General features: G+C 70.2%; 12 protein-coding genes and 1 pseudogene. 10 read left to right on the plus strand and 3 right to left on the minus strand.

Annotation, left to right across the window (positions count from 1 at the left end; translation table 11 throughout):
* The first annotated feature begins 29 nt into the window (after positions 1 to 29).
* The 3 genes from rhaS to rhaI are packed head-to-tail and all read left to right on the plus strand — an operon-like array spanning position 30 to position 2,602.
* The gene (rhaS, locus tag RAN62_RS18465; RefSeq protein WP_305785923.1) at positions 30 to 1,109 is read left to right on the plus strand and encodes a rhamnose ABC transporter substrate-binding protein; all 1,080 of its coding nucleotides are present in this window, start codon (positions 30 to 32) and stop codon (positions 1,107 to 1,109) included.
* Between the two features lie 3 nt (positions 1,110 to 1,112).
* A complete protein-coding gene (locus tag RAN62_RS18470) occupies positions 1,113 to 1,430 on the plus strand; it encodes an L-rhamnose mutarotase (RefSeq protein WP_305785924.1) in 318 nt (105 codons plus the stop codon).
* A 5-nt stretch (positions 1,431 to 1,435) separates the two neighbouring features.
* On the plus strand, positions 1,436 to 2,602 hold the full coding sequence (rhaI, locus tag RAN62_RS18475; protein ID WP_305785925.1) for an L-rhamnose isomerase: 1,167 nt from the start codon (positions 1,436 to 1,438) through the stop codon (positions 2,600 to 2,602).
* Here the strand turns inward: rhaI and RAN62_RS18480 are convergent.
* Entirely contained in the window at positions 2,599 to 3,087 is a 489-nt protein-coding gene (locus tag RAN62_RS18480; protein ID WP_305785926.1) for a nuclear transport factor 2 family protein, read from the minus strand. The two genes, rhaI and RAN62_RS18480, sit on opposite strands and share 4 nt — an antisense overlap.
* A gap of 24 nt (positions 3,088 to 3,111) precedes the next feature.
* Between RAN62_RS18480 and RAN62_RS18485 the strand changes: the two genes are divergently transcribed.
* Both RAN62_RS18485 and RAN62_RS18490 read left to right on the plus strand, forming a co-directional pair.
* Positions 3,112 to 3,666: a TetR/AcrR family transcriptional regulator gene (locus tag RAN62_RS18485; RefSeq protein ID WP_305785927.1), complete on the plus strand. Its 555-nt coding sequence runs from the start codon at positions 3,112 to 3,114 to the stop codon at positions 3,664 to 3,666.
* 26 nt (positions 3,667 to 3,692) lie between these two features.
* Positions 3,693 to 5,861, plus strand: coding sequence for an SEL1-like repeat protein (locus RAN62_RS18490; protein WP_305785928.1), 2,169 nt, complete (start codon positions 3,693 to 3,695; stop codon positions 5,859 to 5,861).
* Here RAN62_RS18490 and RAN62_RS18495 read toward each other — a convergent pair.
* Positions 5,844 to 8,222: a beta-glucosidase gene (locus RAN62_RS18495; protein WP_305785929.1), complete on the minus strand. Its 2,379-nt coding sequence runs from the start codon at positions 8,220 to 8,222 to the stop codon at positions 5,844 to 5,846. The two genes, RAN62_RS18490 and RAN62_RS18495, sit on opposite strands and share 18 nt — an antisense overlap.
* Positions 8,223 to 8,290: 68 nt before the next feature.
* On the opposite strand from RAN62_RS18495, the gene RAN62_RS18500 reads away from it, so the two are divergent.
* From RAN62_RS18500 to RAN62_RS18515, 4 genes and pseudogenes are all read left to right on the plus strand, one after another.
* Positions 8,291 to 9,934 (plus strand): Na+/H+ antiporter, encoded by a 1,644-nt coding sequence (locus RAN62_RS18500; RefSeq protein WP_305785930.1) that lies wholly within the window; start codon positions 8,291 to 8,293, stop codon positions 9,932 to 9,934.
* A 44-nt stretch (positions 9,935 to 9,978) separates the two neighbouring features.
* Positions 9,979 to 11,313 (plus strand): annotated as a pseudogene (locus RAN62_RS18505) (sensor histidine kinase); the annotation flags it as partial.
* A complete protein-coding gene (locus RAN62_RS18510) occupies positions 11,310 to 11,921 on the plus strand; it encodes an aspartate/glutamate racemase family protein (protein ID WP_305785931.1) in 612 nt (203 codons plus the stop codon). The pseudogene RAN62_RS18505 and the gene RAN62_RS18510, both read left to right, overlap by 4 nt.
* A gap of 127 nt (positions 11,922 to 12,048) precedes the next feature.
* Positions 12,049 to 12,249, plus strand: coding sequence for a DUF397 domain-containing protein (locus RAN62_RS18515; protein ID WP_305785932.1), 201 nt, complete (start codon positions 12,049 to 12,051; stop codon positions 12,247 to 12,249).
* On the opposite strand, the gene RAN62_RS18520 is transcribed toward RAN62_RS18515, so the two are convergent.
* Positions 12,176 to 12,988: a DUF6082 family protein gene (locus tag RAN62_RS18520; protein WP_305785933.1), complete on the minus strand. Its 813-nt coding sequence runs from the start codon at positions 12,986 to 12,988 to the stop codon at positions 12,176 to 12,178. The two genes, RAN62_RS18515 and RAN62_RS18520, sit on opposite strands and share 74 nt — an antisense overlap.
* Positions 12,989 to 13,173: 185 nt before the next feature.
* Between RAN62_RS18520 and RAN62_RS18525 the strand changes: the two genes are divergently transcribed.
* Positions 13,174 to 13,968 (plus strand): alpha/beta hydrolase fold domain-containing protein, encoded by a 795-nt coding sequence (locus RAN62_RS18525; protein WP_305785934.1) that lies wholly within the window; start codon positions 13,174 to 13,176, stop codon positions 13,966 to 13,968.
* Position 13,969: the final 1 nt, after the last annotated feature.

Here is a 13,969-nt window from a genome sequence, read left to right on the forward strand (position 1 = left end):
TCGAAACCCCCCTTAAACAGGAGCCCTCGATGATTCGCACCCACCATCGGCTACTGACCGCCGCGACCGCGTCACTCCTGGTCCTGGGCTTGACCGCCTGCGGCGGCACCACCAAGGACAGCAACGAGTCCTCGGGCGGCGGCCCGGCCGGGGCCGGCGCCGCGTCGGCCGACCCCAACGCCGCCATCAAGGAGGGCCTCAAGATCGCCTTCCTGCCCAAGCAGCTCAACAACCCGTACTCGGACGTCGAGACCTCCGGCGGCGAGGCCGCGGTCAAGGAGCTCAAGGGCGAGTACAAGAAGGTCGGCCCGAACGACGCGTCCGCCTCGTCGCAGGTCAGCTACATCAACACGCTGATCCAGCAGCAGCAGGACGTCATCGTGGTGGCGGCCAACGACCCGAACGCGGTCTGCCCGTCGCTCAACCAGGCCCGGCAGGCCGGCATCAAGGTCGTCACCTTCGACTCGGACTCCGCCCAGGAGTGCCGCGACGCCTTCATCAACCAGGCCACCACGCAGGGCATCGGCGAGAGCCTGGCCAAGATGGCCAACGAGCTGGCCGGCGGCGAGGGCGAGATCGCGATCCTCTCGGCCACCCCGAACGCCACGAACCAGAACGCCTGGATCGAGGTGATGAAGTCCGAACTGGCCAAGCCGGAGAACAGCAAGCTGAAGCTGGTCAAGACGGTCTACGGCAACGACGACGACCAGAAGTCGTTCCAGGAGGCCCAGGGGCTGCTCCAGTCGTACCCGAACCTCAAGGTGATCGTCTCCCCGACCACCGTGGGCATCGCGGCGGCGTCGCGCTACGTCAGCTCCTCCAACTACAAGGGCAAGGTCGCCATCACCGGTCTCGGCCTGCCGAACCAGATGCGCGAGTACGTGAAGGACGGCACGGTCAAGAAGTTCGCGCTGTGGAACCCGGCCGACATCGGCTTCCTCGCCGCGTACGCGGGTGCCGCCCTCGCCTCCGGCAAGATCACCAGCGCCGAGGGGCAGAAGTTCACCGCCGGCAAGCTCGGTGACTACACCATCGGCGCCGACGGCGAGATCGTGCTCGGCCCGCCGACCGAGTTCACCGCCGAGAACATCGACCAGTTCAACTTCTGATCGATGCCTCGTTACTGCTTCCAGCTCCAGGTCCGGCCGGACCGGATCGCGGAGTACAAGGAGCGGCACCAGGCCGTGTGGCCCGAGATGCAGGACGCACTCCGGGCCACCGGCTGGCGCAACTACACGCTCTTCCTGCGCGAGGACGGGCTGCTGATCGGCTATGTCGAGGCCGACGACCTGGCCGCCTCCGAGGCGGCGATGAACGCCACCGACGTGAACGCGCGCTGGCAGGCCGAGATGGCCCCGTTCTTCGCCGGCACCACGCCCGAGGAAGGCTTTCCCCTGCTCACCGAAGTTTTTCACCTAGAAGGTAAGTGAGTCTGATGACCGACCTGGCCGCCGTCAAGCGCGCGCTCGCCGCGCAGCGGATCGAGACCCCGTCGTGGGCCTTCGGGAACTCGGGTACCCGCTTCAAGGTCTTCGCCCAGCCGGGTGTCCCGCGCACCCCGGAGGAGAAGATCGCCGACGCGGCCGTCGTGCACCGGTTCACCGGCGTCGCCCCGACCGTCGCCCTGCACATCCCCTGGGACAAGGTGGACGACTACTCCGCCCTGGCGTCCTACGCGGCCGATCAGGGCGTCGGCATCGGGGCCATCAACACCAACGTCTTCCAGGACGACGACTACAAGCTGGGGTCGGTCACCAACCCCGACCCCGGCGTGCGCCGCAAGGCCACGGACCACCTGCTCGAGGCCGTCGACATCATGGACCGGACCGGGTCGCGCGACCTCAAGCTCTGGTTCTCCGACGGCATCAACTACCCCGGCCAGGACGACCTGACCAGCCGGCAGGACCGGCTCGCGGCGGCGCTGCGCGAGACGTACGACCGCCTGGGCGACAACCAGCGCATCCTGCTGGAGTACAAGCTCTTCGAGCCGGCCTTCTACGCCACGGACATCCCCGACTGGGGTACGTCCTACGCCCACTGCCTCGAGCTGGGCGAGAAGGCCACGGTGTGCATCGACACGGGGCACCACGCCCCGGGCACGAACATCGAGTTCATCGTCGCCTTCCTCCTGCGCCAGAAGAAGCTCGGCGCGTTCGACTTCAACAGCCGCTTCTACGCCGACGACGACCTCATGGCCGGGGCCGCCGACCCGTTCCAGCTGTTCCGGATCATGTACGAGATCGTCCGCGGCGGCGCGCTCGACCCGGCGTACGGGATCAACTTCATGCTCGACCAGTGCCACAACATCGAGGCGAAGATCCCCGCGATCATCCGCTCGGTCCTCAACATCCAGGAGGCCACGGCCAAGGCGCTGCTGGTCGACCGGGACGCCCTCGGCAAGGCGCAGAGCGACGGCGACGTCCTCGAGGCGAACGCCGTGCTGATGGACGCGTACAACACCGACGTGCGCCCGTTGCTGGCCGAGGTCCGGGCCGACGCGGGCCTGGACCCCGACCCGGTCGCCGCCTACAAGCGCAGCGGTTACCAGGAGAAGATCGTCGCCGACCGCGTCGGTGGACAGCAGGCGGGCTGGGGGGCCTAGGCCCCGCCCGGCCGCAGCGGGAGTTCGGTGCGGTCGCCGGGGGCGCGCGGGCCGACGATGGTGCGTTCGCCCTCGGTGATGCGCAGGTCGTTGATGCTCGCCTCCCGGCGCCGCATGAGCCCCTGGTCGTCGAACTCCCACAGCTCGTTGCCGAAGCTGCGCCACCACTGGCCCGCGTCGTCGTGGCACTCGTACTGGAAGCGGACGGCGATGCGGTCGGCGGTGAAGGACCAGAGCGACTTGCGCAGCGCGTACGCGTGCTCGCGTTGCCATTTCGCCGTGAGGAACCGGACGATCTCGGCGCGGCCGGTGACGAAGGTGTCCCTGTTCCGCCAGACCGAGTCCTCGGTGTAGGCGAGGGCCACCCGCTCGGGATCGCACGTGTTCCAGGCGTCCTCGGCGGCCTGCACCTTGGCGGCGGCCGTCTCGGCGGTGAACGGGGGCACGGGTGGGCGCATGACAACCTCCGGCACGAAGAGAACCACGGTTCTCCGGTAGAGTAGAGAACCGTGGTTCTCCCCGTCAACGAAGCCCGCGACCGGGCCCTGGACGCCGCCGAGCAGCTGATCTACGCGCGCGGCGTGCACGCCGTCGGCATGGACGACGTCCGCGAGCTGTCCGGGGTGTCCCTCAAGCGGCTCTACGCGCTCTTCCCCGGCAAGGAAGCCCTGGTCGAAGCGGTCCTCGAGCGGCGGGACGGGCGCTGGCGGCAGCGCCTCGCCGACTTCGTGACCCGGGTCGGTGACCGGGACGAGCGGCTGCTGGCCGTCTTCGACTGGCTGGCCGAGTGGTTCGCCGAGCCGGACTTCCGGGGCTGCGCGTGGATCAATGTGTTCGGCGAGCTGGGCTCCACCTCGCCGGCCGTGCTGGCCCAGGTGCGCGGGCACAAGCGGCGCTTCGCCGAGCAGCTGGCCGGCTGGGTGGCCGACGCGCACCGGCCCGCCGAGCTCGCCCCGCAACTCCTGCTGCTGGCCGAGGGCGCGATGGTGACCGCCGGCATCCACGGCGGCCCGGGCCCCGCACACGAGGCCCGGCGCGCGGCCGCGGCGCTGCTTTCCCGTTAGGGCACAGGTGTTGCCACAATGGGGCCATGCGCGTGCGGCCGGTCTGGGGAACAATCACCATTCTCGGCGCGCTGGGAGTCGTCGTCTCCTTCCTCATCAAGGAGGGGCGCAGTAACGCTGATCAGTGGATGAGCATCGTGTCAGGCCTGATCACGATCATCGGTCTGCTGCGCACCTTCATTTTTCCCGGCGCCGCACCGGCTGCTGCTGCGGAAATGTCGGCCACCACACCGTTGGAGCGCTGCGCTCTGCATCTCGAGAACGGCCGGTTGCCATCGGTGAGTGAGCTCTCGGACTCGGCGTTGGGAGTCAAGCCGGCCATTCAATCCTCCGGCGGAGCCGATGAAATACCTGCCTACCTGGCTCGCGCCCATGACAGTGACTTGGAGTGGGCTGTCGCAGCCGGTGGGGTCGTTCTCGTACACGGCCGGGCGGCATCAGGCAAGACCCGCAGTGCCGCCGAGACCGTCCGGCGCCTGCGTGGCGGGCATCAGCTGCTGGCGCCGGTGTCCGGACAGGCTCTGCGGGCCCTCGTCGATGCGGGATACGAGCTGCGCGACACGGTGGTATGGCTGGACGACGTCGAGCGCTATCTCGTCGCGGGCGGGATCGATCAGAATGTCCTCGACCGGCTGTGCCCACGCGGCCGGGCGGACATCACGGTTGTCGCCACGATCCGCGGCGAGGAGCTCGCTCGGTTCGATCGCGCCGCGAGCATCCGCGACGAGTTCGAGCGGGGCGGACCCGTCCGGGCTGCCGTCGATGTGCTGCAACGCATCACCGGCCGGCGTCGGGTACTGGTGAAGCAGTATCTCACCGAGGTGGAAGCCGCGGCCGTCGACGCTGCCGCCGACGATCGGGTCGCCGCCGCGGCAGCTGCCTCCTCCGGCTTCGCCGAGTATCTGGCCGCCGGCCCAGCCATGGTGCGGCGCTGGCAGGACGACGGCGACCGGATCGCTGACGTCGGTCAGGCGCTGATCAGTGCTGCCGTGGACTGCCGCCGAGCGGGCTACCACTCTCCCGTGGGTGGCGACTTGCTTGGGCGGCTGGGGGAGCATTACCTGAACCCGGCTTTGCGGGGCAGAGCGGACCTACCCTCGGTCGCAGAGGGGTTGCAATGGGCCGCCCAGCCGGTGTTGGGAGCGAGTTCTTGCCTTCAGCCCCGGGCCGGCGACTGCTATCTCGCCTCTGACTATCTGGTCGACCGGGCCGAAAGCGGTGAGGGGCCGCGCGGCCGGACCGAGATTCCGCCTCAGGTATGGGATGCGCTGCTTGGCATGGCCACGGCGGACGAGCGCGCCGACATCGCCGGAGCGGCCTTCTTCTCCGGACAGCTGACCGCGGCGTTCGACGCGGTGCTGCCGCTGGCCGAAGGAGGTGACGGCGCCGCGATGATGAACATCGGACTCATCGAGTTCCAGCGGGGGAGTGCTGAGGAGGCCGAGCGGTGGTGGCTGCGCGCGGCGGAAGCCGGAAGCGCGGGCGGGATGCACAATCTGGCTTTGCTGTACGGCAGGAAAGGCGACCAGGAAAAGGCGGAGCTCTGGTATCGGCGGGCGGCGGAGGCCGGGGAGGCTTCGGCCATGCACAACTTGGCCTTCCTGCTGGCCGCCCGGGACGAGAAGGAGGAGTCGACGTTCTGGTACCGGCAAGGGGCTGCGGCCGGAAGCGCTGAGGCCATGCACAATCTCGGTTTGATCTGCCTGCACGAGCAGCGCTACGACGAGGCGGCAACCTGGTTGACCAGCGCCTTCGAGGCCGGCAACCTCCGTGCCGCGCATAGTCTCGGCGTCCTGCACAACGCCGAGGGCCGGGACGAGACGGCTGCGACCTGGTGGCTGCGGGCCGCGACGGCTGACGAGCAGGCGGTGGAGCCGAGGTTCAATCTGGGGCAGTTGTTCTACCGGCAGGGACGTCACGATGACGCCATGAGGTGGTGGCAGCAGGCTGCCGAGCTGGGCGACGCGCAGGCCATGGTCAACCTGGCCAATGTTCACTTCGAGGCCGACCGGCCGGCAACGGCGAAGCGGTGGTGGCAGCGGGCGGCTGCTGTCGGCGACGCTCAAGCCATGTACAACCTCGGCGTACTGGCGCATCGGCGAGGGGACGTCGACGAGGCCAGAAGCTGGTACGAGCGCGCAGCCCAGGCCGGTGATGCCGACGCTGCGCTGCTCATCTCAGGACCCGTCGACTGATGCTCGCAAGCGGATGTCGCGGGAGGAGGCGCCGACGGCGATGCCGTACGAGCCCGGCGCCGACTGCCAGCGGCCGGATGTCCACTGCTCGAAGGCGCCGGGGTTCAGGGGGATCGTGACCCGGCGGGACTCGCCCGGGGCCAGGGTCACTTTGGTGAAGCCGGCCAGGGCCTGCGGCGGTTCGCCCGTGGCGGGGGGCGGGTTCACGTACACCTGAGGGGTCTCGGTGCCGGGCCGGACGCCGGTGTTGGTGATTTCGACGGTCGCGCTGTCGCGGGAGACGCGCAGGCCGGAATAGCTGAACGTCGTGTAGGACAGGCCGTGCCCGAAGGGGAAGAGCGGCTGCTTGCCCGTGGCGTCGTACCAGCGGTAACCGACCTTGAGCCCCTCCGAGTAGACGCCGCCCGGCCACTGCTCGGGCGTCGCGGCGGGGACGTCGGCGAGCGTGCGCGGGAAGGTGACGGGCAGGCGGCCGGTGAAGTCGGTGTCGCCGAAGAGCAGGCGGGCGAGGGCGTGGCCGTACTCCTGGCCGGGGTACCAGGCGGCGACGATCGCCCGGACCGAGCCCGCCCAGGGCAGCGCCACCGCCGAGCCGCTGTTGACGACGACGACCGTGTTCGGGTTGACCGCCGCCACGTCGCGGACCAGGGCGTTCTCGGCGGGGGAGAGGCTGATGTCCGGCAGGTCCGCCCCCTCGGCGGTGCCGCGGCCGACGACCACGACGCTCAGATCGGCCGTACGCGCGGCAGCCACCGCGTCGTCGTGCAGCCGCTGCCCCGGAAGCGTCCAGCCGAGCGTGAGCGCCGCACTGCCGGCATAGTGCGCGAACTCGACCGTCACCGGCACCCGTGCGCCGGCGGTGAGCGTGATCGTGCCCAGACCCGTGCGGCGCGGCCGGTTGTCCCAGCCGTTGTCCACGAGCGTTCGGTCGCCGATGCGCAGCCGGGCGCCGCCGCTGTTCGTGAGCGAGAACGTGTACGTGCCGGTGGCGGGCGGCGTGAGGTAACCGGTCCAGCGGGCGGACCACTGCGACGGCCGGCCCGTTCCGGGGTCACCGGTGCGCCAGTCGCCGTCGAGGGTGGCGTCCGTACGGGTGGCGAACGGTGTCCCGGCGAGCCCGGTCCCGGCGAAGAACGCGCCCGTCAGCCCGAGCCCGGGGACGGTCGGCAGGGCGCCGTCGGCCCGGGTCACGCCCGGTTGACAGGTGACCTCGGCGCGGTCGCCGGCGCGCTCGCGCAGGCCCTCGCAGGGGGACACGACGTACTCGGGGTCCACGCGCGCGCTGCCGCCACCCTGGCTCAGGACGGCCGTACCGGCGGCGCTGCCTATGACGGCGATCGCGCGGGCGTCGTCGCGTACGGGCAGCAGGTTTTGATCGTTTTTGAGCAGGACGCTGCCCTGTTCCGCCACCTCGCGCGCGACCACCGCGTGGGCCGCGGTGGTGACCCGGGCCGTGAGGCTGCCGGGCCGGTCGGCGTCGAACATGCCGTTGCGGAACATGGCCGTCAGGATGCGGCGGACACTCACGTCCACGTCCCGGCCGGCGAGACCGCCGAAGTACTCGGACGCCGGCATCTCCATGTCGAGGCCGTTCCGGGCCGACGAGTGCGTCGCGTCCCAGTCGGACGTGATGAAGCCGCGGAAGCCCAGCTCGCCCCGGAGGATGTGCTCCTGCAGCTCGGCGTTCTCGCACGGGTAGACCCCGTTGACCGGGTTGTAGGCGCACATCACCGACTCGGCGCCCGCGGCGACCGACGCCGCGAAGGCCGGCAGGTAGATCTCGCGCAGCGTCCGCTCGTCGATCGTCGCGTCGCTCGCCGGGGTGTTGCGGCCGGTCTCCTGGTTGTAGACGGCGTAGTGCTTGACCTGCGCCATCGGCCCGGCGGAGCGGATGCCGCCGATCTCGGCCGCGGCGGCGACCCCGGACAGGTACGGGTCCTCGCCCAGCGACTCGAATGCCCGCCCCCAGCGCGGGTCGCGGACGATGTTGACCGTCGGCGCGAGCACCACGTCGGCGCCCTTGCCCCGGTGCTCGGCCCCGAGGACCTGCCCGTACGCGCGCATCACCGCCGGATCCCACGCGGCCGCCGCGGCCACGGGGGCGGGCAGTTGCGTCACGCCGGTCAGGCCGCCGCCCACCCCCGCCGGGCCATCCTGCAGGTGCAGCGGGGGAATGCCGAGCCGCTCGATGCCGTCGACGCACCCGACGTACCCGCAGGCCGCGCCGCCGTGCAGCAAGGTGACCTTCTCGGCCTCGGTCATGCGCTTGAGCAGGGCTTCCGCGCGCTGCTCCGGAGCGTTCCGGTCCTCGACACCGCCCGTCACGGTGAGCAACAACATGATCGCCAGGAGCGCCGACACTGCCGATCTTGATCTCATCGAGTTCCTTGCCGCCCACGGGACCGCTCCGGGTCCGGAACAATACAGGGGTGAGTGTCGAGACGACGTTGCTGTTCATCCTTGCCGGGGTCGCGGTCGTGGTGGCCGTCCGCTGGTTCGCCGAGCGGACCGGGCTGCCGGCTGCCGCCCTGCTGACCCTCCTCGGCATCCTCTACGCCGTCCTGCCCGGGCCCAACGTCGAGCTGGATCCCCATCTCGTGCTGACCCTGGTGCTGCCGCCGCTGCTCTACAACGCCGCGCTGGACTCCTCCTTGATCGACATCCGGCGCAACCTGCGTACGGTGATCAGCCTCTCCGTGGTCCTGGTGATCCTCACCGCGCTGATCATCGGCGCGGGCTTCGACTGGTTCGTCGCGGGCGCCACGATGGCGGCCGGGGTCGCGCTCGGGGCCGCCGTCGCCCCGCCCGACCCGGTGGCCGCGCTCGCCGTCGGCAAGAAGGTCGGCCTGCCCCGCAAGATCGTCACCCTGGTCCAGGGTGAGGGCCTGCTCAACGACGCGACCGCGCTGACCCTGCTCAGCGTGGCCGTGGCGGCGGCGAGCGGCGAGTTCTCGTTCCCCCGCGCCCTGGCCGAGTTCGCCCTGGTCGCGGTGGGCGGGGTGGTGGCCGGCGTGGTCGTCGCCTACGCCTTCCGGGCCACCCGGCGCATCCAGCACGACCCGATCATCGCCAACGCGATCTCGCTGGCCACCCCGTTCCTCGCGTACGTGCTCGCGGAAGAGGTGCACGTCTCCGGTGTCCTGGCCGTCGTGGTCGCCGGCCTGATCATCGGCCACGACACCCCGCGCCTGGCCACGGGGGCCAGCCGGCTGCAGGTCAGCGCGGTCTGGCGGCTCGTCGACTTCCTCCTCGAGGGCCTGGTCTTCCTGCTCATCGGTCAGCAGCTGCCCCTGGTCATCGAGGGCCTGAGCGAGTACAGCACCAGCACCGTCGTGATCGCCGTGGCGATCTCGGTCGGCGTGGTGCTGCTGCTGCGGCCGCTCTTCCTCTGGGTGACGCAGACCCTGCCGCCCGCCATGCACGCCCGCCTGGGCGGCGACATGGACTCCGACGAGGACTCGCCCAAGCGGGAGCGCGCCCTCAACGGCAAGGAGATCATCGCGCTGAGCTGGTCCGGCACGCGTGGCGTCATCACGCTGGCCGCCGTCTTCACCATCCCGCTCACCACCGACGCCGGGGCGCCCTTCCCCGACCGGGACCTGCTGCTCTTCTGCGCGTTCGTCGTCGTGCTGGTGACACTCGTGCTGCAGGGCATCAGCTTCGGCCCGCTGGTCCGCATGCTCGGCCTGCGCGCCAACGAGACCGACGAGGCCCGCGAGCGCAACGAGGCCCGGACCGCCTCGGCGCAGGCCGCGATCGACCGGCTCGACGAGATCCAGCAGGAGAAGCACGACCACGTCGAGGACCCGGCCATCGACTCCATGCGCAAGCAGATGCAGGTACGCCTTGAGCGCTACCGCCGCCGACTCGACCTGCTCGAGGCGGCCGACTCCGACGAGCTGCCGGTCTCCCCGCAGTACGAGGCCGCGCTGCGCGTCCGCCGCTCGGTGATCGACGCCCAGCGCGAGGAGCTGCTGCGCTGGCGCGACGCGGGCCGGCTCTCCGACGAGAGCCTGCGCGCCTTGGAGCGGGAGCTCGACCACGAGGAGCGGCTGCTCCCCGACCGGCGCTGACCATGGCCCAGGCCGCCTTCGTGATCGCGCCGCCCGGCGCGCCCGCACTGTCCCGCGGCCGTCGCGTGGCCGGCTTCGCCTCGGTGCTTCTCGGCCTCCCGGCGCTGACCGCAGCGCTGGGGAGCCGGGAGCTCTCGCTCACCGCGGACATCCTGCTGTTCCTCGCCCTGGTGGTCGGGGTCGCCCTGATCGGCGGCCTCGGGCCCGCGCTGCTCGCGGCCGTCGGCGGGTCGCTGCTGCTCAACTGGTTCTTCACCCCGCCGTACGGCCGCTTCCTCATCGCCGAGCCCGACAACCTGCTGGCCCTGGTCATCTTTGTCGTGGTGGCGATCGCGGTCAGCTGGGTGGTCGACACCGCCGCCCGGCGCACCCGGCAGGCGGCCGAGGCGGGCGCCGCCGCGCAGACCCTGGCCACCGTGGCCGGCGGGGTCCTGCGCGGCGACCGGCCGGTGCTCGCGCTCATGGACCAGCTCCGCGAGACGTTCGCGCTGGAAGCCGTCACGCTGTCACAGCACGGCGACGTGGTCGCGACGGTCGGGACGCCCTCGCCCTCCGCCGAGTCCGCGTCCTTCTCGTCCCACGACGTCGTTCTGCTCCTGCAAGGCCGGGAGCTGGCGGCCTCCGAGCGGCGCATCGTCGAGGCGTTCGCGGCCCAGATGACGGTCGCGCTGCGCCAGGAACGACTGGCGGTCGCCGCCGAGGCGGACCGCATGCGCACCGCGCTGCTCGCGGCCGTCAGCCATGATCTGCGTACGCCCCTCGCGTCGGCCAAAGCGTCCATAGCCAGCCTCCGCAGCCCCGACGTCCACTTCGACGAGACGGATCGAGCCGAGCTCCTCCTCACCGCCGCCGAGTCCCTCGACCGCCTCGACCGGCTGGTCATCAACCTCCTCGACATGAGCCGCCTGCAAGCCGGAGCCCTCGGCGTGACCCTCCTCCCGATCGGCGCCGAAGAGGTCGTCCCGGGCGCCCTCGACGAGCTGGGCCCGCCCGGCCGCGCCGTGACCACCCGCATCCCCGACGACCTCCCGGCCCTCCTCGCCGACCCTGGCCTGCTCGAACGCGTCCTGGTCAACCTGGTCGGCAACGCCCTCCGCTACAGCCCGCCCGGCCACCCACCCACCGTCACCGCGACCGTCGCCGGCGCCATGCTGGAATTCCGCGTCATCGACCACGGCCCGGGCATCCCGGCGGCCCGCTGGGACGACGTCTTCCTGCCGTTCCAGCGCCTCGGCGACCGCGACAACCACACGGGCGTCGGCCTGGGCCTCGCCCTGGCCCGCGGCCTGACCGAATCGATGGGCGGCCGGCTGACCCCGTCCGAGACGCCCGGAGGAGGCCTGACCATGATCCTCACCCTGCCCCTGGCCCCCCGATGATCGCCTTCCTCCACACCTCCCCAGCCCACGTCCCCACCTTCGGCGCCCTCGCCCCCGACGCCCGCCACCTGGTCGACGAGTCCCTCCTGACCGACGCCCGCGCTGGTATCGACGTCCGCGACCGTTTGCTGGCCCGCCTGCAAGCTCTGACTCCGGCGGACGTGATCGTGTGCACCTGCTCCACCCTGGGCGCCCTGGCCGTGTCCCTGTCCCCGTCGGTAGGCGTCCCGATCCTCCGAGCCGACGAACCGATGGCCGCCGCAGCGGTCGCCGCCGGCCGCCGCATCGCCGTGGTCGTCACCATGGAGTCGACGGTGGGGCCGACACTGGCGCTGCTGCAGTCCTACGCCCGCCCCGAGACGGAGTTGGTGGTGGCGCGCTGTCTGTACGCGTGGCCGCTGTTCGAAGCGGGAGATCTCGAGGGGTACGCCCGGGTGGTCGCGGACTACGCCCGTACGGTGGACGCCGACGTGATCGTGCTGGCCCAGGCAAGCATGGCGCCGGCGGCGGATTTGCTCGCCGACCTCGCAAAACCGGTCCTCACCAGCCCCCGCAGCGCAGTAGCATGGGCGAGAGCTGTGCTGAGCGACCCTCACTACCGGTCATGAATCCTGTTTCGATCAGTTGCCCTGCTGATGGTGGGCGTGTTCTCCTGGTTCTGCGAGCGTCGGTGGCCGAAGATGGTCAGGTTGTCTCCTCTCAGACCTGACCGCGAAGGCGACCTTGAAGAGCGATATGGGCACTGAGCCGTTGAGTTGGCGCAAAAGCAGTCGGTCCGCGCTGGACCGCGACTGCGTCGAGGTCGCCTGCGGTGATACGGAAGCCGTTCTCATCCGTGATTCGAAGGACCCGGACGGGCCTGTCATCGCCATGACCCGGGAAGCCTTCGCCGGTTTCCTGATCGATGTGAAGTCGGGTCGCTTCGACCGGTCCTGAGATACCGGCGTTCCAAGACCGACAAGCCGACGTGGGCAATGGACACAGTGCCTGCGAAAGCTCCGGCCAAGACATGCGAGCCTCGCTTCGTCGCGCCGGCCCGGCGTCGCTTCGCCGATGTCACCAAGGGTGGCCGAGCGGCCGCGCGACTTTCGGCCTTGTGCCATTCGTCGGTGACGAGTGCTACGAAGCGACGTTGCCTGCGGTTACGCGGCTCGATCCATGTCGCCCGGCGCTCGTTCCACCAGTTGCGCGAGTCCGGGCTCCAGAACATGCGCGACACGTTGTGGCGCAGCTCGGCCTCTGGTAGGTCACCGAGCTGCCATAAACCCAGCCAGTAGCCCATCCAGAGGTTCGCATAGACCTTCTTGCGATGTTCGTACGTGACGAGGCCTCCGCCGTCCAGGGCCTCGAACAGTTCTGGATCGTCCAGGCCGAGCTTCAGCAGGTCGAGATGTCGCTGTCGATCTGAGCTGATTTGCTCTTGGCGAGTTTGCCGGACCTGGTAAGTCAGCGAGGCGGCGACTCCCGTGAGGGCGATCGCTGACACGACAGCGGACGCGCCGCCGTAAGCCTCACCAATGTCCGAGAGATCGGACCACGGGAGGCCATCGCCGAGCAGGGTGAGAAGAAGGACAGGGGACCACAGAACCGCCGCGAGTCCGGCGACAGTGCCGGCGGCGAGAAGAAGGAGCCTGATGGTCATCCGAGCAACAGCCTGGGCGAAGGGCTTGGCCATGGACGTCACCGTGCCTCTTGCGCGCCCGTCGGCAAACGGGCCGCATTGACTTGTGTGACTTGATAGTAGCTGGGCGTGACATCTCTTCCGGTGAGTGACCGGTTCACTCATCGGTTGCACGTGCCAATCCCGTCCGTACCGTTATCGGTTTGCCTTGGTGCTCGACAACCGGTAGCAGTCGGTGGGTGGAGATTGCTGAGATTGCTGTGCCGGGCGGGCTCGGGGCTGTGCCGGACTTCGGAGAGATCGACTTCGGGATTCCCGTGGTGGCGGAGCAAAAGCCGGGCGGGACGCTGGTTGCGGCGGAGGGAGTCAATCCCGCTGACAACCCGCTCGTGTACGTCCACGGCGGCGGATTCGAGCATCGGAACCCGGCCTTCATGCACAGGGAGGCGTACGAGTTCTCGCGCGTGACCGGGCGACCCGTGTTCGTGGTCTACTACCGTCTCGCGCCGGCGGATCCCTTTCCGGCGCCGCTCGCCGATGTTGTCGCGGCGGTGCGCGGGGCGGAGCTCGTGATCGGGGAGTCTTCCGGGGCGGCGCTCGTTCTCTCCGCGCTGCTGGTGTTGCGGGATGCCGGGGACCGGCTGCCGGCAAGGGTGTTGACCTGGTCGGCGGTGACGGATCTGGCGGTGACCGGCGCGTCGGTGGACGATTCGCCGGTTGATCCGGTGGGGCGGGAGATGCTCACACGGCTGATCGGGCAATATCTCGCCGGGGCGCCCGGGGACGCCGCGCCGCAGTCGCCGCTTCATGGGGATCTGCGCGGGCTGCCGCCGCTGGTCATGGTGGTCGGGGGCGGCGAGGCGTTGCGCGACGACACCTTGCGGTTCGCGGAGAAGGCTGCGGCGGCCGGCGTCGAGGTCGAAGTCGACGTGTACGAGGGGATGCCGCACGTCTTCCAGACAGCCGCACTGCAGCGGGGCAACGAGCTCGGCGCGCACCTGCTGGATCGCATATCGGCGTGGAGTCGCCGATAAG

The organism is Symbioplanes lichenis (assembly GCF_030709675.1).
GTDB classification, from domain to species: domain Bacteria; phylum Actinomycetota; class Actinomycetes; order Mycobacteriales; family Micromonosporaceae; genus Actinoplanes; species Actinoplanes lichenis.